This is a genomic window from Roseibium sp. (genome assembly GCF_048261595.1).
Taxonomy (GTDB): domain Bacteria; phylum Pseudomonadota; class Alphaproteobacteria; order Rhizobiales; family Stappiaceae; genus Roseibium.
The window spans coordinates 427421-450671 of sequence record NZ_JBLXFW010000002.1 but is presented as its reverse complement, the minus strand read 5'-3'; the positions used below and the strand labels follow the sequence as shown (position 1 = coordinate 450671).

The 23251-nt window shown below is 57.8% G+C and carries 20 protein-coding genes and 1 pseudogene; 15 read left to right on the top strand and 6 right to left on the bottom strand.

What is annotated here, in order from left to right:
- Nucleotides 1-12: 12 nt before the first annotated feature.
- From ACN0SY_RS09425 to ACN0SY_RS09415, 3 genes are all read right to left on the bottom strand, one after another.
- Complete coding sequence (locus ACN0SY_RS09425; protein WP_417686642.1) at nucleotides 13-135, bottom strand: hypothetical protein; 123 nt, start codon at nucleotides 133-135, stop codon at nucleotides 13-15.
- A gap of 10 nt (nucleotides 136-145) precedes the next feature.
- Nucleotides 146-2221, bottom strand: coding sequence for a TRAP transporter large permease subunit (locus ACN0SY_RS09420; protein ID WP_417686640.1), 2076 nt, complete (start codon nucleotides 2219-2221; stop codon nucleotides 146-148).
- A gap of 115 nt (nucleotides 2222-2336) precedes the next feature.
- Entirely contained in the window at nucleotides 2337-3368 is a 1032-nt protein-coding gene (locus tag ACN0SY_RS09415; RefSeq protein ID WP_417686639.1) for a TRAP transporter substrate-binding protein, read from the bottom strand.
- 74 nt (nucleotides 3369-3442) lie between these two features.
- Here ACN0SY_RS09415 and ACN0SY_RS09410 point away from each other — a divergent pair, with 74 nt between their 5' ends.
- Nucleotides 3443-4210, top strand: a complete 768-nt coding sequence (locus ACN0SY_RS09410) for a GntR family transcriptional regulator (protein WP_417686637.1) — start codon at nucleotides 3443-3445, stop codon at nucleotides 4208-4210.
- Nucleotides 4211-4822: 612 nt separating this feature from the next.
- Here the strand turns inward: ACN0SY_RS09410 and nhaC are convergent.
- The gene (gene nhaC, locus ACN0SY_RS09405; RefSeq protein WP_417686635.1) at nucleotides 4823-6289 is read right to left on the bottom strand and encodes a Na+/H+ antiporter NhaC; all 1467 of its coding nucleotides are present in this window, start codon (nucleotides 6287-6289) and stop codon (nucleotides 4823-4825) included.
- Nucleotides 6290-6310: 21 nt separating this feature from the next.
- Nucleotides 6311-6664 carry a DUF1622 domain-containing protein gene (locus tag ACN0SY_RS09400; protein WP_417686633.1) on the bottom strand — a complete coding sequence of 118 codons (354 nt, stop codon included), beginning with the start codon at nucleotides 6662-6664 and terminating at the stop codon, nucleotides 6311-6313.
- A gap of 141 nt (nucleotides 6665-6805) precedes the next feature.
- Here ACN0SY_RS09400 and ACN0SY_RS09395 point away from each other — a divergent pair, with 141 nt between their 5' ends.
- The 14 genes and pseudogenes from ACN0SY_RS09395 to ACN0SY_RS09330 all read left to right on the top strand — a co-directional run bounded on the left by ACN0SY_RS09395 (nucleotide 6806) and on the right by ACN0SY_RS09330 (nucleotide 21582).
- The gene (locus ACN0SY_RS09395; protein WP_417686631.1) at nucleotides 6806-8287 is read left to right on the top strand and encodes a YfcC family protein; all 1482 of its coding nucleotides are present in this window, start codon (nucleotides 6806-6808) and stop codon (nucleotides 8285-8287) included.
- A gap of 45 nt (nucleotides 8288-8332) precedes the next feature.
- Entirely contained in the window at nucleotides 8333-9559 is a 1227-nt protein-coding gene (locus ACN0SY_RS09390) for an arginine deiminase (protein WP_417686629.1), read from the top strand.
- A 30-nt stretch (nucleotides 9560-9589) separates the two neighbouring features.
- Nucleotides 9590-10588, top strand: coding sequence for an ornithine carbamoyltransferase (locus ACN0SY_RS09385; RefSeq protein ID WP_417686627.1), 999 nt, complete (start codon nucleotides 9590-9592; stop codon nucleotides 10586-10588).
- 3 nt (nucleotides 10589-10591) lie between these two features.
- Nucleotides 10592-11527 carry a carbamate kinase gene (gene arcC / locus ACN0SY_RS09380; protein WP_417686626.1) on the top strand — a complete coding sequence of 312 codons (936 nt, stop codon included), beginning with the start codon at nucleotides 10592-10594 and terminating at the stop codon, nucleotides 11525-11527.
- 21 nt (nucleotides 11528-11548) lie between these two features.
- On the top strand, nucleotides 11549-14284 hold the full coding sequence (locus ACN0SY_RS09375) for a cation-translocating P-type ATPase (RefSeq protein WP_417686625.1): 2736 nt from the start codon (nucleotides 11549-11551) through the stop codon (nucleotides 14282-14284).
- A 145-nt stretch (nucleotides 14285-14429) separates the two neighbouring features.
- A pseudogene (locus ACN0SY_RS09370) lies at nucleotides 14430-14549 on the top strand (transposase); the annotation flags it as partial.
- Nucleotides 14550-14620: 71 nt separating this feature from the next.
- Complete coding sequence (locus ACN0SY_RS09365) at nucleotides 14621-15511, top strand: LysR family transcriptional regulator (protein WP_417686623.1); 891 nt, start codon at nucleotides 14621-14623, stop codon at nucleotides 15509-15511.
- Between the two features lie 149 nt (nucleotides 15512-15660).
- Entirely contained in the window at nucleotides 15661-16689 is a 1029-nt protein-coding gene (locus ACN0SY_RS09360) for a C4-dicarboxylate TRAP transporter substrate-binding protein (protein ID WP_417686621.1), read from the top strand.
- A 100-nt stretch (nucleotides 16690-16789) separates the two neighbouring features.
- On the top strand, nucleotides 16790-17308 hold the full coding sequence (locus ACN0SY_RS09355; protein ID WP_417686619.1) for a TRAP transporter small permease subunit: 519 nt from the start codon (nucleotides 16790-16792) through the stop codon (nucleotides 17306-17308).
- Nucleotides 17305-18615, top strand: a complete 1311-nt coding sequence (locus ACN0SY_RS09350; protein ID WP_417686617.1) for a TRAP transporter large permease — start codon at nucleotides 17305-17307, stop codon at nucleotides 18613-18615. The genes ACN0SY_RS09355 and ACN0SY_RS09350 overlap by 4 nt, the downstream gene beginning before the upstream one ends.
- Nucleotides 18616-18623: 8 nt before the next feature.
- On the top strand, nucleotides 18624-19289 hold the full coding sequence (locus ACN0SY_RS09345; RefSeq protein WP_417686615.1) for a glutathione S-transferase N-terminal domain-containing protein: 666 nt from the start codon (nucleotides 18624-18626) through the stop codon (nucleotides 19287-19289).
- Nucleotides 19286-19834, top strand: a complete 549-nt coding sequence (locus ACN0SY_RS09340) for a carboxymuconolactone decarboxylase family protein (RefSeq protein WP_417686613.1) — start codon at nucleotides 19286-19288, stop codon at nucleotides 19832-19834. Before ACN0SY_RS09345 ends, ACN0SY_RS09340 begins: the two co-directional genes overlap by 4 nt.
- 59 nt (nucleotides 19835-19893) lie before the next feature.
- Nucleotides 19894-20766, top strand: coding sequence for an amidohydrolase family protein (locus ACN0SY_RS09335; RefSeq protein ID WP_417686611.1), 873 nt, complete (start codon nucleotides 19894-19896; stop codon nucleotides 20764-20766).
- A 15-nt stretch (nucleotides 20767-20781) separates the two neighbouring features.
- Nucleotides 20782-21582 carry an SDR family NAD(P)-dependent oxidoreductase gene (locus tag ACN0SY_RS09330; RefSeq protein WP_417686609.1) on the top strand — a complete coding sequence of 267 codons (801 nt, stop codon included), beginning with the start codon at nucleotides 20782-20784 and terminating at the stop codon, nucleotides 21580-21582.
- Nucleotides 21583-21825: 243 nt separating this feature from the next.
- Here ACN0SY_RS09330 and ACN0SY_RS09325 read toward each other — a convergent pair whose 3' ends face one another.
- Nucleotides 21826-23022 carry an SH3 domain-containing protein gene (locus ACN0SY_RS09325; RefSeq protein WP_417686607.1) on the bottom strand — a complete coding sequence of 399 codons (1197 nt, stop codon included), beginning with the start codon at nucleotides 23020-23022 and terminating at the stop codon, nucleotides 21826-21828.
- Nucleotides 23023-23251: the final 229 nt, after the last annotated feature.

Here is a 23251-nt window from a genome sequence, read left to right as displayed (position 1 = left end):
GTCAGACCTCAGTCAGGAAATCGGTTGGGCAAGGGTGAACATCAGGAAGATGATCACACCGGCCAGAGCCAGGCCCAGAACCCAGGGCCACATGCCATAGCCATTGATGTCATCGTCGGAATCGCGGCCGATCATGGCAGTCTCCTCAGTTCAAGAGTTCAGGCAGGAAGAGTGCGATCTGCGGGAACATCATCACCAGCACCAGGCCAAGAACCTGCAGGCCAATGAAGGGCAGCACGGCGATGAAAATTTCCTGCAAGGTCACGTCCTTGGGTGCGACCGACTTCAGCCAGAAACAGGCAGGGCCAAAGGGAGGCGACAGGAAGTAGATCTGGATGTTCATGACAAAAAGGATGCCGAACCAGATTTTCGCCTGATCTTCAGTCAACCCCAGTTCAGGGGCGAGGGTCATCACCACCGGAGCAAAAACCGGAACCGTGATCAGGACGATTGCGATCCACTCCATGAATGTGCCGAGCACCATGAGGATCAGCATCATGACGATGACAGTTCCCATGGCACTAAGCCCAAGGTTCAGGAAGAGCGAGCGAATGAAATCGCCGCCGCCAACCAGGTTGAAAATTCCGACGAAGCTGACCGCACCCAGGATCAGCCAGATGATCGTGCCCACAGTCGTCATGGTGCCCAGCAGCGAGGCCGAGACGACTGACCAGTTAAAGCGGTTGCGGACAGCAGCGATGAAGAGGGCTCCGACGCAGCCGACGGCAGCGGATTCCGTTACACTGGCAATTCCGGCGTAGATCGAACCCATCACCATCATGATCAGAATGACGCAGAGGATCACCGCGGTGAGCCGCTCGCGGGAGAGCTTCTGCTCGGTTCCCGTCAGTTGTGCGACTTCGGTGGCTGTGGGCGCCAGAGATGTATTCAGATTCACGCGGATCAAGACATATCCGGCATAAAAGGTGGCCAACATGACGCCGGGTATGGCGCCAGCCATGAAAAGGTCGCCGATGCCGACTTCCGCAGAAACGCCGTAAACAATGGTGATAATCGAGGGTGGGATCAGCGTGGCCAGCGCCCCGGAGGCGCATATCAGGCCGATTGAAAGCTTGCGGTCATATCCAAGTCGGAACATTTGCGGGAGCGCCACGAGGCCGAGCATGACGATCTCGCCGCCCATGACACCCGACATCGCAGCCAGAATGACGGCCACGATTGTCGTTTGGACCGCAACGCCGCCGCGCAAGTTGCCGGCAAAAATGGACATGGCATCAAACAGATCCTCGGCAATGCCGGCCCTCTCAAGGATTGATGCCATCAGCACGAAGAACGGCACAGCGACGAGCGAATAGTGTTCCAGCAATCCTACGGCGTTGGAGCTGACCAGGAATAATCCGCGCGGTCCAAAAAAGCCGACCGCCATGATCACTGACACGATAAGCGTCACGATGCCGAGGGGCATACCCGTCATCATCAGGGCGACCAGCAACACCACCATGATGATGGAGATGGTGCCTAGATCCATACTGCGCAGTTGCAGGGTCTTCGAGGGGTCCAGATCCTTTCCGATTTCAGAAACGAAGTCAGAGAAGTAGCCGAAAAGCTGGATGTCGAGTGCGTGGCTCAGGAAGGCTGAAGCGAAGTAGGCGACGAAATAGGCGGCAACAATCTTGACCAGCCATTTGGCCCAACTCGAGGTCAGATGCCGGTGCAGGTTCACCATGAGCTGTGCGAGATACATGAAGGCGCCGATGACCATCAGCGACTTCATCATCATTGGCAGCGGAGAGTTGAACGCGGATCCTGATTTCTCGATGCGCCCGATGCTGTCATAGGCGCGGATCGGTGCGTCGGTCAAAAGCATGTAGAGCGCTATGACGCCGACGATCATTGCAAAAAGCTCGAGCCACCAACGTTGTGTCGGGCTGGCGATGTTATGGATGACCGTGATCGCGATATGGCGCTTTTTCATGGTCACATAGCCCGCCGACAACATCCACGCGGCAGCGACGGTGACCATGACAGTTTCGAATGCCCAAAACGTGGGGGCATTTAGCACATATCGGGAGAAGACTTCATAAAGCGTTGCGAGAGCCGCAATGAGGTAAAATGTCGAAACTGCGATGCCGGTAACATGGCTGGCGTGTTCGATCGGGCCATATTCGCTGCGCGGTGTATCCGTTTCGTGATGTTCCGGATCCTGGGCCGCGATCTCGATTTCAGTTGCTTCCAGCGCCTTGTCGTATTGGTCGCCCATCTCGTTCCTCTCCCTTGCCGGACAATATCCGGACCTTCCCCGTTCATGATTTGCACGAGGAGGTGTGTCACCCCGGGCAGAGCCCGGGGTGAGTCAATGTGGTGTGTGAGAGCCTTTAGAGCAGGCCGGCTTGCTTCATGAACGCAACGTGTGCGTCGAAGACTTCCTTGGCGAGCTCCGAGCCAGCCGCAAAGTCGTTCCAGGCTTCCTGAGCAATGGTGCGCAGCGCGTCGCGTTCAGACTGGGGCCAATCGATAACCTCGATTTCACCTTCGGCCTTGTCACGAGCAACCAGTTGACGATCAAGCCGATCGAAGTATTGGCGCAGTCCGTTATAGGCGGCGAGGTACCAGGTCTCGAGTGCCAGGCGCTGCTGTTCGCTCAGCTCGTCATAGACGGACTGGCTGATAGTGAACTGCAGGATCGGGGTAGAATGGATGCCCGGGAAGATCGGGAACTTTGCGATCTTGTGCATTCCATTGGCATCGTTGTTCGCGTAGGCCGAGTTGTCAGCCGCATCGATGACGCCTTTTTCCAGTGCGCCGTAAGTTTCCGAGCCTGACATGGAGACGGGCGCTGCGCCGGCGCGCTTGAATACGTCTGCAGCCAAGCCTTCGGGCGAGCGGATTTTCAAGCCTTTAAGGTCTGCGACACCGCGTACCGGAACCTTGGACACGAAAGCTTCGCGCGCGTAGGCGCCACAGCCGACAACGTGAACTCCAGGAAAGTGCGCGTCATAAAGCTTTTGCAGAACTTCCTTGCCGCCACCCTGGGCACAGAAGGCCTGGATTTGGTCTGCGCTGTCATAGCCGGCAATCAGGTCGCCCATGAGTGCGAAGGCCGGATCAATGCCCGCGAAATAGTTAATGGAAGTCAGGTCGCCATCAAGAATGCCGACGGAAATGGCCTCGGCAGTTTCGCGGCGCGGAACAACAGCATCAACCGGCAACAGTTCAATGCTTAGAGAACCACCGGTCATCTTCTCCAGCTTAGGTACCCATTCCTCGTTGAGGTAAGCGAGCGATGCGTGGCTTGCATTTGATGACGTCTGGATTTTCAGGACGCGATCTGCCGCATGAGAAACAGCGACACTGAGGCCAAACGCAGCCGCGATGGCAAGCGTCTTGCCGAGAATATTAACTTTCATAGAACTCCTCCCAAAATTCGTACTGTGCAGGTTTTTTCCGCACGATCAGAACGAACATCTAACTAATATATTAGTTGACTATTCTTGGCAACGGCATATTTTTGAACTGTCACGAGAACGGAAGAGAAATGCAGCAGAGTTTAAGGAATACGCGGTCGGTGGGCTCAAAGTCTGGCGGTGCACCGGAGCGGGTTTACCGGCATCTGCGGGAGCGCATTCTCAATTTTGAACTGCCCCCGGGCGCATCGTTGAGCCGGAACGAGATTGCAGAGCAGTACGGCGTTAGCCAGGCCCCGGTCCGAGAGGCATTGCAGGCCCTGGAAGAGGATGGCCTGGTACTGATCATCCCTCAGTCCCGGACCGTGGTTTCACAGATTGATGTCAAACAGCTGTATGAGACGCAGTTTTTGCGTGTTGCGGTGGAATGCGAGGTGGTCCGAAGGCTTGCCGACGCAAAACAGACCGAAACCATCGATCGCGCTCGAACAATCTTGCGCATGCAATCGACGTTGGAAGGGCAGATCGACAAGATGGACCTCTTCAACGAGCTCGACCGTTCCTTCCACGAGGCGCTCTTTGAAGGGGCCGGCATGAGCCGCATCAACGAGATGGTGCGCCGGAAAATGGGCCATCTCGGTCGCTGTCAGCGATTGGAGCTGCCTGTGAAAGGCAAGATGGAAACAATCCTTCAGCAGCACGCCAAGGTGATCGAAGGGCTCGAAGCAGGTGACGCTCAACGCGCGGCGGCCGCAATGAACGAGCACTTGTCTGGCACGATCAGCCGTGTGGAGAAGCTGAGAGAGCAGTTTCCCGACTATTTCTCTGACGATGAATTTCAGTGAGCTGGTGTTTTACCTAGCAAACTGAGATCTCGTCCCAAGCGCGGCTGAGACGAGCGTTCTGAGGGTTTTGCGCAGAGCGAATGCCTTTACGAAGTTTGGCGGGCCTGGCTGCCTTGATCCCGAGGCTCTGTCGGTGGGGCTGGCGAAAACATGGAAAACCCTGATCAGAAACAGATCAGCGCCTCGGAGCGCAGTGCCAAATGATACGCTCAGAATATCCGAAGGCGGGTCGTTTACAGGCAAGGACGCCCGGAACGTCATGTTGTCGCCCGTCAAGTTTTAGAACAGACACCAATCATGAGCTGAAAGATTCCTACTGCACTCGGGGCCATTTAGAAGAACTCTACCGGCTGGTCTGGTCGAAGCCGTTGGCCGAGATTGGCGAAGCGCTCTCCGTCTCAGCTCCCTACCTTGGGTGATTGCGCGAGCTTCTTGAATTTCCCCTCCCGTCGTCAGGATGTTGGAACAAGCTTGCGGTTGGGAGAGTGCCCAAGCAGGAGCCTTTGCCAGCGGCCGGGCCGGCGACAAAACAAGTCTCTGACCTAGCGCGCTCTTTCGCTTCAACTCAGAACAGCGATCTCAAATGGCAAGTGCCTGCGCTGGTGCACCCGCCTAGGAGGTGGACTTAGCCGCTTTCAGCATCCGGATCCCCGCGAACGCCAATGCCATGGTTACAAGCGGGTTGAGAATGTTGAAGAATGCAAACGGAAGGTAGGATACCGTCGCGACTCCAAGGGTTGCCGCCATATAGGCTCCGCAACTGTTCCAGGGGACGAGTGCGCTGGTGACGGTCGCGGAATCGCCCAGTGCGCGAGACAGAATTTCCGGGGCAAGGCCCATCTTGCGGAAGGCTTTCTGGAACAGCTTACCCGGCAGAACGATGGCGATATACTGATCGGACGCAAGCACATTTGTGCCGATTGCAGCGAACACAAGCGCACTGACAAGCCGTCCCGTCGTATGGGCCGCCTCAAGAATGCCTCCGAGGATCTTGTCCAGGATGCCAATCCTGTCGATGATCCCGCCAAACGCGAGGGCGGACAGAATGAGCCAGACGGTAACGAGCATGCTCGCCATTCCGCCGCGGGTCAGGAAGTTGTCGACCACCTCGGCTCCCGTTTGCGAGACGTATCCTTGTGCCATTGTGGTCCACACACCCTTGAGTAGCCCCCAGCCGGTCGGTAACTCCGGATCAGCGGCCATCAGGAACACCGCATCCGGATAGAGGATGACGGCGACGACACCACCTGCGAGCGCACCGATAAAGATCGTCAGGAACGGGGGATAGCGAAAGAGTGCCAGCCCCATGACCAGCAGTATCGGCAGGAATGGCAGGACGCCGACATTGAATGAGCGTGCCAGTTCGGAGTTGAAGCCGGAGGCGTCAAAGTCGCCGGGTGCGCCGAGCATCAGGAAGATCACGAGGCAAATGCACAGCGTCGGAATCGAAGTCCAGAGCGTCTCGGTGATGTGGTGGAAAAGGTCGGCTCCGGCCGCGGCGGTGGCAAGGTTCGTGGCATCCGACAATGGGGAAGACTTGTCACCGAAATAGGCGCCGGAGATGATCGCCCCGGCTGTAATCGCCGGATCAAGCCCCATCTGCTGACTGACACCCATCAGACCGATGCCGATGGTTCCTGCGACGGTCCATGAGCTGCCGACGCACAAGGCCACGATGGCGCAGATCAGGACCACGCTGAAATAGAAGAAGTCGGGCGAAAGGATCTTCAGGCCCCAGTAGACCATTGCCACGAGTGTTCCGCTCATGGCCCAGGTTCCGATCAGGGCTCCAACGGCAAGCAGGATGAAGATTGCTCCAAGGCCTGTGTTGACGCTCTCCAGCGCGGCCTCGCGCATTGCATCATACGAGTATCCATGCCGGCGTCCGACGACAATCGCCGTAACCCCAGCGAAGGTCAGGGCGAGCTGGTTGGCTCCGTCTGCCGCCTCGTCGCCGTAGAGGCTGTAGGCTGCGGCAAGAAGCAGTACCAGCGTGAGGATCGGCACGAGCGCCCAAAACAAGGCTGGCGCTTTCTCTTCCCGCCGCATCGCATTGGCGGCGCCGTTGTTGTCTGTCACGTTCTCGTTCCGGCGGTTGGGTCAGGTTCTGGCGGAATTCCCGTTCTCGACGTGCGAAATCTCACGCTCGAGGAAATAGGCAAGGGCCGTTCGTATAGCCACGATTGCGCCGACAATGGCGACCTCGTTCAATGTGCGGTGAATTATGGAGTGAAGCACGTCGGACACGATGAGTGCCTCCAGACCGGCCAGTAGCCAGCGGCCGAGCGTGATGCGGAATTTGATGAGCACCGGGCCTGAAATACGCTCTGCCCAGTTTCCGTTCGTCTGATGGAACTCGCGTATTGCCAAGACAATCGACGCGAGCAGGCCAGTGATCAGCAGAATGATCACGAGCGCGTCGATAACCTTGGATATCTGTTCAACAATTGCCATCAGCCGACGTCGACCCTGCATTCACCGTCACGTCAAACTGCAACGGTGCTGACCCAGGCAGCGAGCTGACGTCACCAATCATTAAAGCACAACCGATTGACCCTGATCAAATTGTCAATGATACTTGGGTGTTATTCTGGAATGAGAGTATTTTTATTCAAATATATGAAAGGTGCCGTAATGAAATCCTTCAAATTTCCTACGGCATTTACAATTCTATTCGCCTTGATTGCCGTCGTCGCCGTCATGACTTGGATCATCCCGGCGGGCGAGTATGAGCGCGCCTACAGCGAAAGTCTGAGCAGCGAAGCGCCTGTCCCCGGCACCTATCACCAGGTCGATCCAAATCCCCAGGGCCTGACATCTGTCCTGCTCGCACCGATTGCGGGCATGTACGAGCCGGAACTGCTCGGATCCTCTTCAAGTGCAGCGATTGATGTCGCTCTTTTCGTCTTGATCATCGGCGGGTTCCTCATGGTCGTGACGCGGACCGGGGCGATCGATGCCGGTATCGGATGGCTGCTGGCAAAGCTTCAGGGGCGTGAGGTCCTGATGATTCCGATCCTCATGATCGCCTTTGCCCTGGGTGGTACCAGCTATGGCATGGCGGAGGAGACGCTCGCCTTCTACGCACTGATCATTCCGGTCTTTATCCGTGCGGGATATGACTCTGTCACGGGCGTCGCGGTGATCATGCTGGGCGCCGGGATCGGCACAGTTGGATCCACCTTCAATGCATTTGCCACGGTCGTCGCATCGCAGGGTGCCGGCATTCCGTTCACCGACGGCATCGTGATGCGTTTCGTCATCCTGATGCTTTGTCTTGTTGCAGGAATTGCCTTCGTCGTTCGCTATGCACAACGGGTGAAAAACAACCCGTCTTCGTCGATTGTCGCCGACATGGCCGAAGACAATCAGGCTCATTTCCTCAAGGGGGCCGAAAAGGAGGGGGATACCTTGCCGGTCATGACCACGACCCGCTCGGTCATCCTCACACTCTTCGGTCTGACCTTCGCGGTGATGATCTACGGCGTTGTCGCCCTCGACTGGTGGATGGGCGAGATGTCGGCGCTCTTCCTGTTGATGGCCATCGCGGTCTGGGTGGTTGGCAAGTTCGACGAGAGCTCACGGGTGGACGAGGAAACCTTCGTCAACACCTTCGTGGACGGTGCGAGAGACCTCTTGGGCGTCGCTCTGATCATAGGGGTGGCCCGTGGTGTCGTGGTCATCATGGATGCGGGCAAGATCACCGACACGATCCTGCATTCGGCTGAGGGCTTCGTCTCCGGGCTGAGCGAATTCCTGTTCATCAATGCCATGTTCGGTATCCAGGTGCTGATGTCGTTCCTGGTGCCGTCGTCTTCGGGACTGGCAACGCTTTCCATGCCGATCATGGCGCCGATGGCGGATTTTGCGGGTGTCGGCCGTGACCTTGTCGTCACAGCCTATCAGTCTGCCAACGGCCTGGTGAACCTGTTCAACCCGACCTTTGCGGTCGTCATGGGCGGTTTGGCGATCGGTCGCATTTCGTATGAGCGCTGGTTGAGGTTTGTCATACCGCTGGTTCTGGGTCTGGCTATCATCATCATGATTGTCCTCAGCATTGGTGCCGCCCTCTCCTAACGATTGAGGGCTCTCAAGTTCATTTTGATCAGGAGATATGAGCCAATGGAATTCGGCGTATATTCCGAGGTGGGAAAGCTTCGCAAAGTCATGGTCTCTCGTCCCTCGCTGGCGCATGAGAGGCTGACACCACGAAACTGCGAGGAGCTTCTGTTCGATGATGTTCTTTGGGTCGAGCAGGCGCGCAAGGATCACGCAGAATTCGTCCGGGCCATGGAAACCCGAGGCATCGAGGTCTTCGACATTCAGGATCTTCTGGCCGAGGCGTTCGAGAAGACCGATGACGCGCGTCCCTTCCTGCTGGATCGTATGATCACTCCCAATCTCTGCGGTCCGGGCCTTGCGCGGGAGATTAGGCCATGGCTGGACGAGATGGCGCCGAAGGCCCTCGCCAGGCAGCTGCTTGGCGGGATCATCCTCTCTGATCTTCCGGACAATAACATGGTGCGGATGGCATCGCAGATCATGGCCGGGAGCGAGTTCATCATTCCCGCCGTACCCAATGCGCAGTTCCAGCGCGATCCTTCCTGCTGGATCTATGGCGGCGTGACCTGCAATCCGATGTTCTGGCCGGCCAGAAAGCCCGAGGCCCTGTTCCAGCGGACGGTCTACAAGTTCCATCCGATGTTCCGGAATGCGGATTTCAAGATCTGGTGGGGCGACAGCGACGAGGACTTCCAGGCATCGTCCATGGAAGGTGGTGACGTCATGCCCATCGGCCATGGAACGGTGTTTATCGGCATGGGCGAGCGCACTTCCCGGCAGGCTGTGACACAGGTCGCCCAGCGTTTGTTCGACAATCAGGCGGCCGAACGGGTTGTCGCCTGCGTGATGCCGAAATCCCGCGCCGCGATGCATCTCGATACCGTGTTTTCCTGTCTGGAGGAGGACAAGGTCACGGCGTTCCTCGAGGTGGCAGACGAGATCCGATGCTTCTCGGCCCGCCCCGATGACAAGGGGGGCATGGACATTCGACCGGAAGAAGGATCGATCTTTGACGTCTATCGCGAAGTACAGTCCCTGTCCGACCTGAGGATCATTTCCACCGGGGGCAATGAATTCCAGGCCGAGCGCGAGCAATGGGACGATGGCAACAATGTCGTCGCGCTCTCTCCTGGTGTCGTCGTCGGCTATTCACGCAACACCTTCACCAACCGCAAGATGCGGGAGGCCGGTGTCGAGGTCATTGAAATCAATGGCCAGGAACTCGGCAGGGGGCGGGGCGGTGGCCATTGCATGACCTGTCCGCTGCTGCGCGATCCTGTTTATTGATTTCAGTCCTTTTCAAAAGGAGACATCCCGATGGCATTCAATCTCAAAGGCCGCAGCTATCTCAAGATCGCGGACTTCAGCCAACGCGAAATGCTCTATCTGCTCGACCTCGCACGTGATCTCAAGCGCGCCAAGTACTCCCATTCCGAACAGCCCTCGCTGCGGGGGCGGAACATCTGCCTGATCTTCGAAAAGACGTCGACCCGTACCCGATGCGCCTTTGAGGTCGCCGCCTATGACCAGGGGGCGAATATCACCTATCTCGATCCGTCCGGGAGCCAGATTGGACACAAGGAGTCCATGAAGGATACAGCACGCGTACTTGGTCGCATGTTCGACGCGATCGAGTTCCGCGGGTCGGGGCAGGACAAGGTCGAGGAGCTGGCGCAATATGCCGGTGTTCCTGTTTACAACGGCCTGACCGACGACTGGCACCCGACCCAGATGCTCGCCGACATGCTGACCATGGTCGAGCACGCAGACAAGCCGCGCAGCCAGATTTCCTATGCATTTCTGGGCGACGCCCGCAACAACATGGGCAATTCGTTGCTGATGCTCGGGGCGCTTATGGGCATGGATGTGCGGATGATTGCTCCAAAAGCCAACCAGAACCATGAGGACGTGATCGAGATGGCCAAGTCCCGTGCTGCCGAAACCGGCGCACGCATCACGATCACGGATGACATCGATGCGGTCGAGGGAGTGGACTTCGTGCACACGGATGTCTGGGTGTCCATGGGCGAGCCGGTGGATGTCTGGGAAAGCCGGATCGAGCTGCTCACGCCCTATCAGGTAAACATGGCGCTGATGAAGAAAACCGGGAACCCGGCCGTCAAGTTCATGCACTGCCTGCCGGCGTTCCACAACACGGAAACCAAGGTTGGCGCGGATATCGCGGCCAAGTTCGGGATCACGGAGATGGAAGTCACCGAAGAGGTCTTCGAAAGCCCTATGAACATCGCTTTCGAACAGGCGGAAAACCGAATGCACACGATCAAGGCAATCCTGGTCGCGACGCTCGGGAGGTGAGCCATGCGGATCGTCGTTGCGCTTGGAGGAAATGCTCTGCTGAGGCGCGGACAGGCGCTCACTGCTGAAAACCAACGTAAGAATGTTCGTGTTGCAGCCGAGATCCTGGCACCCCTCGCCGAGGATAACGAACTGGTCGTAACCCACGGCAATGGTCCGCAGGTTGGCCTTCTGGCCCTCCAGGAAGCGGCCTATACGGCCGTTGACGAGTATCCGCTCGACGTTCTGGTTGGAGAGACCATGGGCATGATCGGCTACATGATCGAGCAGGAAATGGGCAACCTCCTGCCATTTGAAAAGCCGTTGGCGACCGTCCTGACCATGGTTGAGGTCGACCCGGCCGATCCAGCCTTTGACGATCCGACAAAGTTCATCGGGCCGGTCTATTCTAAAGAGGAAGCCGAGCAAAACGCGGCTGACAAGGGTTGGACGATAAAGCCGGACGGCGACAAGTGGCGCCGTGTTGTGCCGTCACCTGCCCCGAAGCGTATCTTTCAGATTGGTCCGATCCGCTGGCTTTTGGAAAAGGGATCCGTGGTCATCGCTGCCGGCGGAGGCGGGATCCCGACCAAGTATGACCAGGATGGCAAGCTCGTTGGCGTCGAATGCGTCATCGACAAGGACAGTTGCTCCTCCATGCTGGCGCGCGAAATCGATGCCGATGTCCTTGTCGTCGCTACGGATGCCGAGGCCGTGTTCCTCGATTGGGGGACGCCCGAACAGAGGGCTATCCGCAGGGCATCCCCCGACATGATGGATGCGTTCGATTTTCCGGCCGGCTCGATGGGGCCGAAGGTGCAGGCTGCTCAGGACTTCGTTCGCGCGACCGGCAAACGTGCCGTCATTTGTTCGCTCAAGGACATTTCCTCAGCCCTTTCCGGCACTGCCGGCACGACGATTGATCAGGCCGCCACCGAGCTCGTAGTGGTGGATCGCTAAAGTACTTTGATTGGTGGTTTCATGACGGATCAAGTTTCGAAAGAGGTTTCCTCCCAAGGCCCCGTTGCTTCCTGGGCGACGGATGTCGAAGCCGTTGCTCAGCGTCTCCAGAGCAATCTTCAAACGGGGCTGTCTACTGCGGCGGCGCATGACAAACTCGCCGAGGTCGGTCCCAATCGACTTGCGGAGGCCGCTGCCGTTTCACCCATAGTTCTGTTTTTGAGCCAGTTTCGAAACCCGTTGCTGATCATCCTGATCGCCGGGGCTCTGATCTCCGCCTACACGGGCCATCTGGTCGATGCGATCGCTATCGGTGTCATCGTCCTGCTGAATGCCATCATCAGCTTTGTTCAGGAGTTCAAGGCGGCTCAATCACTGGCGGCCCTCAAGGACATGGCCGCGCCGAAGGCCTTTGTGAAGCGCGATGGCAAATGGCTGGAAATCCAGGCATCCGACATCGTTCCGGGCGATATTCTGCGCTTCAAGGCGGGCGATATCATCGCTGCGGACGTGCGGCTGTTCGAAGCTGCGCGTCTTGCAATCGACGAAGCTGCCCTGACCGGCGAATCCGAGCCCGTCGACAAGCACACCCTGGCAATTTCCTCCAACGATACCGTTCTGGCAGACCGGCTGAACATGGGCTTCATGAGCACGAAGGTCACCAACGGCACCGGGGAAGGCATCGCCGTTGCGACCGGCATGGCGACCGAGGTTGGCCATATCGCTCACTTGATGGCAAATGCGGAAGAGCCCAAGACGCCATTGCAGCAACGTATCGAGTCGCTTTCTCATGTCCTCATTGGCGCTGCCCTTGTCGTTGTCGCGGTGGTGATCGGCATTGGCATCTTCCATGGCATGGACCTGACGGAGATGCTGAACACGGGCATTTCACTATCCGTTGCCGCAATCCCGGAAGGGCTCCCGACGGTGGTGACCATTGTCTTGACCCTCGGATCGCAGCGGATGGTGCAGAACAATGCTTTGGCCCGGAAACTCTCGTCGGTCGAGACCTTGGGTACCACCTCCGTCATCTGCTCTGACAAGACGGGAACGCTGACGCAGAACCAGATGCAGGTCATGCGAACCTGGGCTGGTGGCAAGGTTTGGGAGGTAACCGGAGAGGGGTTCGATCCGCACGGGCACTTTCTTGACGTCAACGGCGAAACGGCGGACCTTGAAGTTGAGCTCGATCTCAGGCGGATGCTGAACATCTCCGTTTTTTGCAACGATGCCGAGTTGATTGAGGTGGAGGGCCGCCCGGCGATTCAGGGTAACCCAACCGAGGGCGCTCTTGTCGTTGCCGGGGCGAAGGTCGGTCTGACACGGCAACGCCTGCAGGACGAGAATTTCAGGGCGCTGCAAACCTTTCCCTTCGATTCCACCCGCAAAATGATGAGCATTCATGTGCAGTTGCCCAACGGTGAAAAGTATCTGGCCGCCAAGGGCGCTCCTGATGTCATCCTGGCGCGGGCAAAGGAAATTCAGATCAATGGCGAAATGGTGCCATTGACCGACGTGCGGCGTTTAGAGGTCGAAGCCGTCATCGAGGATTTCGGCGCAAGAGCATTGCGAACCCTTGCAGTCGCCTTCCGCAAGGCAGAGGACGGCACCTTCGACCCGGAAAATCCGGAGCAGGATATTGTCCTGATCGGTATTCACGGCATCATGGACCCGCCGAGGCCACAGGTTAAGGCCGCCGTGGCAGACGCCACGAGCGCAGGGATCCGCACTGTGATGATTACCGGCGACCACGCTGTCACAGCCCGGGCCATCGCCGAGCAGATCGGCATTCTTACCTCCGCCGAGCAGACAGTTCACACCGGGGTCGAACTCGACCGTATGGATGACAAGGAACTCGAGCAGATTGTTCCAAAGGCCGCTGTCTTCGCGCGAGTTTCGCCCGAGCACAAGCTGCGCATCGTCAAGGCCCTGCAGACTACGGGCGAAGTCGCTGCAATGACAGGCGACGGCGTCAATGACGCACCAGCCTTGCGCACGGCGGACATTGGCGTTGCCATGGGCATCGCCGGAACGTCCGTTGCCAAGGACAGCGCAGCACTCGTCCTTCTGGACGATAATTTCACGACGATCGTCAAGGCGGTACGCGAAGGGCGGCGGATCTACGACAACCTGCTGAAGTTCATCCGCCAGGCGCTCACGGCCAACGTCGCCGAAGTCTCTGCGATCCTTTTCGCGTTCGTGCTCATGGGCTCTGACCCGCTCCTGCCGTTGACACCGCTGATGATCTTGTGGGTCAACCTGGTGTCGGATGGGATACCGGCCCTGGCACTGGGCTTTGAGGATGCGGAAGGCGACATCATGGAGCGGGCGCCACGAGCTCGGGACGAGGACATTTTCGCTGATGGGCTCAAGGAACGCATCCTGATCCGTGGCCTCGCAGTAGGTGGCGTCAGCTACTACGTCTTCCAGAACGCCCTGGGGCGGGACATCGACCTTTCGACGGCTCAGACGATGGCCTTCGTCACAATCATGTTTGCCCAGATCTGGCATGTGTTTGATGCGCGTACGACCACGACCCTGTTCCGCAAGTCTCCGTTTGGAAACCCGAAGTTGCTGATGGCAGTGGCTTTGTCTCTCGCTCTGTCGGCGGTCGCCGTCTATACGCCGTTCGGTAATTTCGTGCTCGGGACAGAAACTCTTTCCCTGAAGGCGCTCATCGGATGTTGCGGTATCGCGGCATTGCCGACTCTCGTGCTTTCCAGCCTCAAGGAAATTTTCGGTCTGCGGTTTGTATGAGGTCTACGTAGTGGATTTTCGAAGCAATTTATGGGTGGGGGTTCTGCCCTCACCGTGTGCTCTGCAACACTCGTCAAGGATTGAACTGAATAATCCCTAGATTTGTAGACGCCATCTTCCCTAAATTTGAGGCAAGGAGGCCTTCATGGGCAAAGGCAATTTCACGGAAGAGTTCAAGCGCGATGCGGTGCGTCAGATCACCGAGCGAGGGTATCCGGTTTCGGAGGTTTCGCAGCGTCTGGGCGTGAGCGCACATTCACTTTATACGCCGCGCATGGTGCGATTTTCTATCCGGGGCGTTTGATGGACGGCGATTGGCAAATAGAATTCAGGTCCTTGCGGTATTTCGTCTGCGTTGCCGAAGAGAAGAGTTTCACGCGGGCTGCGGCTCGTTTGCGCATCGCCCAGCCTGCCTTAAGTCGTCAGATCAAGCGGCTTGAGGAGGACCTGAAGGTCGAGGTCTTCGTTCGCCATGCGCGTGGTGCGGAGCTGACCGAGGCAGGCGAGATCCTTTTGCGGCGCGCATATCTGATCTTCAACCAGATCCAGCAGACCCATCACGATGTCACGATCCACTCCAGCCATCTGGGCGGGGTCGTTTCCGTCGGCATGCCGCCGACGCCCGGGGAGTTCATCGCGCCACGTCTTCTTGAGCGGGCAAAGCAGCTCTATCCGGATATCGAGCTACGCTTTGTGGAGGGGTTCAGCGCAGACTTGGAGCAGAAGCTTTCGAACAACGAGATCGGCGTTGCCGTCATGCACGACCCGGCGCCGCGCGATGAAATCAAGATCAGCGAATTGCTTGTCGAGCACCTGTGCCTCGTCGGCCAGAAAGGCACGCTCGACAAGCCGAGCTACACATTGCAGGAGGCGAGTGAGTATCCGCTAATCCTGCCGGGGCGACCGAATTTCCTCAGGATCCTGATCGACAATTGCGCCGAGCGCTCCGAGACGCCGCTGAATGTTGTTACCCGCTCGGATGGTATCGGCCACACCAAATCCCTGGTGCGCTATGGCCATGGCTTCACAATTCTCACCTATGGCGCGATCATCTCGGAGGTGCAGCAGGGAGAGCTGGAAGCGGTCCCTATCACGGACCCGGAAATCCTCTGGACGCTGTGCGTTGCCATGCGGACCGACCAGAGCCGGAAGCAGACGCTCGTGGTCGTCGAGCAACTCATCCGGCAGATCGTTCAAAACCTCGTCGACGATGGGATCTGGAGATGATCTATGCCTTGAAGGCATGGATAGCATACTTCTATTATATTTGAATTATAGCGACCGGTCTTCTTTAACAGTCATGTCAGATGCCGGGGCAGAGGAGCGTGCCCGGCCAGAAACCGTCAGGCGTCAGAAAAGACGCCAAGGGAGGATATATGACTGGACTTCGCCGCAGCGGCTTCTTTGGATCCGCAGCCTTTGCCTTCGGCCTTTTCACTGCCGCTCTGGCAACCGAGACCGCCGCCGACACCTTCAAGTGGATCACCTTCAAGCCGCAGGGCGCAGGCGATGCGCAGGCAATCTCGACCCAGTGGTTTGTCGATGAGTTCAAGAAGCGCACTAATGGTGAGCACGAGATCGAGGTCTTCTGGGGCGGCTCGGTTGCCAAGACCCGCGAGATCCCGGAATCCCTTGCTGCCGGCGTCGGTGATTTCGGTGATGTTGTCACCCCTTATTTCCCGGACAAGTTCCCGCTGAACAATGCTGTCGGCTTCTTCATCCCGCAGCCGAAGTCGACCATCGAGATTTCCGGCCTGATGGAACAGTGGCATGCCACTTACCCGCAGTTCTCTCAGGAACTTGCCCAGAACAACCTGAAGGCAATCGGTTTCCGTCCGCTGGAAAGCTACGGCCTTCTTTGCACCTCGCCGGTTCGCTCCGCAGCGGACCTGAAGGGCAAGCGCATCCGTACCTATGGTTTTGCCTATCCGGCACTTGTCGAAGCGCTGGGCGCCACTCCGGTTTCTGTTGCGACCTCCGAAGCCTACGAGGCGCTCGAGCGCAGCATTCTCGATTGTACGCCGATCGGCCCGGCTCTGGCCCATGGCTGGAAGTATGATGAGGTTGCCAAGTTCTACATCGAGATCCCGCTTGGTGCCTCCTTCGGCCACCTGATTGCGATGAACCTCGACACCTACAATGGCATGGACGAGGGCACCCGCGCGGTCGTTGACCAGCTCGGCCACGACTATGCCAAGAACTACGCTGACGAACTGGATGCGACCATCGCAGCCGTTCGCGACGGCTGGCCGGAAAAGGGTGTTGAGGTGATCCAGTTCCCGCAGGAAGAGCTGATTGCCGTCATTGGCGATGAGCGCATCCAGAGCGTACGCAAGGAATGGCTCGACCGGGCCAATGCCGCCGGCCTTCCGGCGGACGATATCGCTGCCGAACTGAAGTTCTGATCAAGTCGGACGAATAATGCCTCCGGGGCTGCGCAAGCGCGGTCCCGGACGGGTCCAGCGTTCGCCAAAAGAACGCAATCCTTTCATCGGAGAAAATCCCATGTCGTTGTTCGAACGGGTCTGGCACGGATACGGCCGGTTCCTGCGCGGATGTGGTCTCGTGGCCGGGTATACGACCTTTGCCATGATGCTGCTGGTCATCGCCAACGCGATTTCCCGCTTTCTGTTCAATGCGCCGGTGTCCGGTGCCTTCGAGGTGACGGAGAGCATGTTGACCGTGCTGATCTTCCTGTCACTGGCACTGACCCAGTTTGAGGGCGGACACATCAAGGTGGTGCTTGTCACCCAGCGCTTTCCCAAAGCCTTTCAGAAGCTGACGCGTCTCTTCGCCCTGGCTCTTGGCACCGTGTTCTTTGTCTGGTGTGCCCATGCGGCCTGGGGCTACGCGGTGAAAGCCTACATCATCAACGAACAGCAGTGGGGCGCCGTGCGCTACCCGCTCTACCCCATCAAATTCATGGTGTTCATCGGCCTTGCCCTGCTTGCCGTCCAATATGGTCTGGGCGTCCTGCGCGAACTCATCGGCTCCGATGACAATGAGGAGCTTGCCTCGCAATGACAGGTCTTGAAATCGGCCTTATCGGTATTGTCTCGCTGTTTGCCGCGATCCTTCTCGGCGTCAACGTCATGGTTGCGCTGGGCGCGGTCGGCGCCGCGGGCCTTGCTTCCATCGTCGGCATCAAGGGCGCGACGGCCATGCTGTCGACGGTGTTCTTCGATACCACTCACAGCTTCCATTTTAGCGTCATTCCGCTCTTCCTGCTGATGGGCTTCTTTGCCATGCGCGCCGGGCTCGGCGAAGATATGTTCGAGGCCACGACCAAGTGGTTCGGCAACCTCAAGGGCGGACTTGCGATCTCGACCACGATCGGGGCGGCAGCCTTTGGCGCTGCGTCGGGCTCCAGTGTCGGGACAGCAACGGTCTTCACCAAGCTCGCCTTGCCGGAAATGCTGGCTCGCGGATACGACAAGCGTCTGGCATCGGCCTCCATCGCGATTGCAGGAACGCTGGCGGTCATGATCCCGCCGAGTGCTCTGGTCGTCGTCTATGGCATTCTCACCGACTCCAGTATCGGTGGTCTCCTGATCGCGGGTGTCATTCCTGGCGTCCTTTTCGCCGTGATCCTATGCTTTGCGACCTATTTCACGGTCCTTCGCAATCCTGCTCTCGCACCGGTGGTCGGCACTGACGCGACGCTACGCGAGAAACTTTATTCGCTTCGTCTTGCCGGTCCGCTAGTCCTTGTCATCGCCAGCATTATTGCAGGCCTCTATCTCGGAGTTTTCACGCCGACCGAGGCCGGCGGCATAGGTGCGGGCCTGACCCTTATCCTTGCGATCATCCGTCAGCGTGGGCTGAAAGGCGTCAAGCTAAGCGAGACGCTTCTGGACACGATCCGCACCTCTGCAATGATCTTTGCCATCATCATCTGTGCTCTGGTCTTCTCAAAGTTCCTGGCGCTGAGCGGCGTCGCCAATGCGCTCGGTGGCTTTCTGACCTCCCTGGATGTGAACCGCTGGGTCGTGGTTGCGATCATTGTCGCGATCTACATCGTGCTTGGCATGATGATGGATGCCCCGGCACTGCTCGCGATCACCCTGCCGATCACGCATCCGGTGATGATGGAGCTGGGCTTCGACCCGATCTGGTTCGGTGTCTTCGTGGTGCTGCTGGTGGAGATTGGAGCGGTCACGCCCCCTGTCGGCATTAATTGCTTCGTGGTTCAGGCTGCCTCTGAGGGCAGGGTCCGCCTTGAGGATGTCTTCAAGGGACTGGTGCCTTACGTGCTGGCCGGTTTTGTCATGCTTCTGCTGCTTTGCCTTTTCCCTCAGATGGCTCTGTTCCTGCCGCAGACGATGAAGTGAGGCAGGGGATGAACGTCAACACACTTCAATCGGCGGAAGCGGCGGTGCCTCCCGCGCCAAGGCTTCTGCGTTCCACCCTAACCTCGCCATTCGGGCGCAAGGTCAGGATGGCGATGGTGATCCTCGGTCTGGGAGACCAGATCGAGGTGGAGCCCGCCGACACGCGCAGTGAGACAGACACGCTGCGAGAGCAGAACCCGCTCGGCAAGATGCCCTGCCTTCTGCTCGATAGTGGAACGGCCATCTACGATAGCCGGGTGATCATCGAATTTCTTGATCAGTGGTCGGGTCGAAACCGTCTCATTCCGCAAGATGCTCATGACAGGGCCCAGGTTCTCACCTGCGCGACCCTTGCAGACGGCATAGCCGATGCAGCGCTGCTGATGGTCTACGAGGGACGGTTCCGTGACCCGGAACAGAAGTCTGAAGTCTGGCTTTCCCATCAAAGGGGAAAGGTGGAGAGGGGGCTGACTGCCATTTCCCACGCTCTGCCAAACCCGAAGACGACTGATATTGCCTCGATATCGCTCGCCTGTGCGCTCGGTTATCTCGATTGGCGCGAGCCGGTTGAATGGCGCTCGCGTTTTCCGAAGCTTGTTGAATGGCTGAAGGCTTTTGCGGCAGCCGAACCGGCGTTTGATGCAACACGCAGACCTGATGAGGCCGCATCATGACCCGGATAGCACCGCTTGATCTTGAACGTCTGAGCGACAGGCAAAGAGAAGTCCATGATGCCATTGTATCGGGTCCGCGCGGCCGGGTGAGGGGCCCTCTCGCTGTATGGCTCCATCGTCCCGACCTCGCGGATCGGGCGCAGGCGCTCGGCCGCTACTGTCGCTACGACAGCTTGTTGCCGCCACGTCTTTCCGAACTCGCCATTCTTGTGACAGCACGGGTGTGGATGTCCGAGTTTGAATGGGCGGCGCATAAACCTATCGCCCTGAAGGCAGGACTTGCGCCGGAGCTCGTCGAGGCGCTGCGCGTCGGAGACGAGCCGGTCATCGAGAAAGCGGACGAACAGGTCGTCTACCGGTTCGCCAAGGTCCTTCATACCGAGCGCCGGGTGAGCGATGACCTCTATCGTGAAGCAGTCGAAGTATTGGGCCAGGAAGCCGTCGTCGATCTGACCGGGATCCTTGGTTACTACACGCTTATTTCCATGACCATCAATGTCTTTGAATTGCCACCGCCCGACGGACTGGCACCTGAACTGAAATAGGCAGAAGCGGTCCCGCTTTTCTGCCTTCCCAATCTATCGAAATTGCGATGAGGAGTGCCATGAACACGGCTCCCATTACCTATCATCCTGCGCCGAGCAAACCGACGTTTGTCATGCCGAAGGGGGCATGCGACACCCATTGCCATGTCTTTGGTCCTGCTTCCCGGTTTCCATATGCGCCGCAGAGCAAGCTGCAGCCTGGCGATGCGCCCAAGGAAAAGCTTTTTGCTCTCCATGACATGATTGGGATCGACCGCTGTGTTGTCGTTCAGTCCGGGGTTCATGGGTTTGACAATTCGGCGGCAGCCGACGCGATTGCCGCGCGCGCCGGACGTTACCTCGGCGTTGCGCTCCTGCCCGCTGATGTCAGTGACGACGAGATCCGTCGTCATCATGATCAGGGCTTCCGCGCCATCCGCTTCAACTACATGGCGCATCTGGCCGGCGGTGCGTCGATGGATGAACTGCTGCGGCTGTCCGAGCGACTTGCGAGGCATGACTGGCATTTACAGATCCATATGGATAACGAGCTGATCGCGGAAAAGGCCGAGGGGCTTGCGAAGGCAAGCACGCCCGTCGTGATCGACCATATGGGGCGCATCGATGCCTCTCTCGGCATGGACCAGGAACCTTTCAATGCCTTGCTGCGGCTGATGGAAAACAAGCATGTGCTCGTCAAAGTGTCCGGCTGCGAGCGGGCATCGCGTCAGGATGAACCCTACGCGGATGCTGTTCCCTTCGCACGCAAGCTGGTTGATACCTTCCCGGCGCGGGTTCTCTGGGGCACCGATTGGCCACACCCGAACTTCCGCGCAGATGCGCCTGATGATGGCGTTCTGGTCGACCTGATCCCGCAGATCGCGCCAACCGGGGAGCTGCAACAGGCGCTGCTCGTTGACAATCCGATGCGTTTTTACAGTTTCGATATCTAACCCGGAGAATGAGACATGGCCGGACGGCTTGAGGGCAAGGTAGCCATTGTAACCGGCGCAGGTTGCGTCGGCCCGGGCTGGGGTAATGGCCGGGCCACATGCATTCGTTTTGCAGAAGAAGGCGCGAAAATCTTCGCGGTGGACCTCAGTCCTGAAGCGCTGAAGGAGACGATCGAGCGAACAGAGGCAGCGGGCGGAGAGATCGCAGGACATATCTGCGACATCACCGATAGGGCTCAGGTTCAAAAGATGGTCGAGGCCTGCGTCGAAAGGTTCTCGGCTGTCGATATTCTGGTCAACAACGTCGGAGGCTCGGCAAAGGGCGGGCCTGTCGAGATGTCAGAAGAAGTGTGGGACCGGCAAGTCGACTTCAACCTGAAAAGCGTCTTCTTGACCTGTAAACACGTTCTGCCGCACATGGAGGCGCAAGGGGGCGGGGCCATCGTCAATACCTCGTCCACGTCTGGCATGAGATGGACCGGAGCCGCTCAGTCGGCCTATGCGGCAACCAAGGCGGGGGTGATCCAGTTCTCCAAGGTCGTTGCGGTTGAATACGCCGCAAGGGGCATCCGGGTGAACACGGTCGTACCGGGCCAGCTTCATACGCCCATGGTCGAGGCGAGGCTTGCAGGCCAGAGAGCTGGGGGCGATGTGGATGCGCTCCTGAAAACGCGACTCGCCCGCATCCCCTTGGGCTTCATGGGAGACGGCCGGGACACCGCCAATGCAGCGCTGTTTCTCGCATCGGAGGAGGCCCGCTTCATCACCGGAACTGAGATTGTTGTTGACGGTGGTATGACAGCACGCTGCGACTAGACGATTGCGCCTAGCCGGCCGCCTTCTCTGGCCACTTGCAGTCGTGAATGTAACTCTGCGCAGTAAATCAGGCTTCACTGCTCTGATCCCCGAAAACTGGATCGTTTTTGGTTGTAGTTTTCGCATTAAACCGGATGCGGCCTATGGCTAATGTTGCGGGATGCTCGATAAGTCTCCAACAACATTTATGCGCTTGTTAAAATCCGATGCGGTTCAGAGTGTAGCCGTTCTTCTTTGCTGCCATCATTCATTGGCTAGTGAGAAGGACTGTGTGGGTTTGACAGATGGGGAGACGATTGGCGTCGTACGTTGTTCATTGCAGCACAGTTTGACGACGTACGTGTTTCCGAGGGTGACGAAGCTATCCTCTGGGATGCGTTCTTGCTTCTTGAGGCGTTTTGCTGCTTTCAACGCATCGCTCTTGTCGAACCAGGCTGCAACGGTCACTGCAAACCATCCATTTGTTGCTAAGAAAACCGATGCAGGAATATTTGTCGCTTTTGCATACGTTAATGCGTCATCGAGGTTGTCGAAGCTCTTGATTTGGATAAGCCGTTGAAGGCCCGGTGTGGCCTCAAATTGGTCCACTCGCACCCATGTGTGATGCATATAGCCGGTGAAACCTGTCGCGCGAACCCGGTACCAGCGATCGCTATCAGCAAGGATTTCGACTGGAGTGCCATTTGAAAGCTGCACAACATTGAAACCATGGCTGGCAGGCGTTCCTTTCATCATTACACCACCCTTTGGGTGGCGAACCGTTCCTGTTCGTGCAACTGGAATGCGATTAGCATTGGCGGCGGGAATTGGGGGAGCGAAAGGTTGCGCGGTTGTTAGGTCTTGGACTCGTTCAGAAGCGGCTCTCTCGGCCTTTCGACCGGTTGTTAAGTTGAATTCTGCCATCTCTCGTCCCGAAAGATAGCGAATGTCGTTCGCGTCTGTCTTGAGAGCTAGCTGCATCAGTTTGGGATCTACGCCCATTTCAGACATGTAGCCCAGGATGTCGGCGGTGAGTTCTTGGACTGCGGAAACTGCTGTACGCGTATTCACTCTGATGTCAGTTGCGAAGGATGATCTGTGAACGCCGATCGAGCCGGGTTCTGCAAATCGGTTTACGCCTCCCATAAACGCAAGCGAGCATGCGGAAGCACATTCAAGGCTTCTGACCTGGAGCGTGTCCAATCTAAATCGCCGTATCAGACGGCCGAACTCCATCGCCTTTGAAATGTTCCCACCACTACTGGCAAAGCCAATGATCGTTGGACGATGCTGGTCCACAAGCTGCACGAAAGTGGTCAGGTCATCATCGAATTCGAACGTCCCACTTACGATCGCGAAGGTTAGGCCGTCGTCAGTGCGGTCAATATCGAAATTTAGATCTGCTTTTGTTGCAGACGGAAAGGACAACGAAAGTGCGATGAATATGGAATAAATGGTCATTGAAATGCGCATAGCAATACTGGAAACCGGTTCCGCCTCCCTATCCGAGCGATTATCCACGATACAACCATTAGGGGGAATGCCAAGATCTTTGATCAGGTACTCTAGCGGCTGTGACCTGCATCACTGAATTTGCTGCGATTTCACGCAGAGCCCGTTCCAGTCCGGGCAACCGGGTCCAGTCCAGTTCTTCCTATTGCACTGTGGACGCTCTTGCTAGGCAACACCC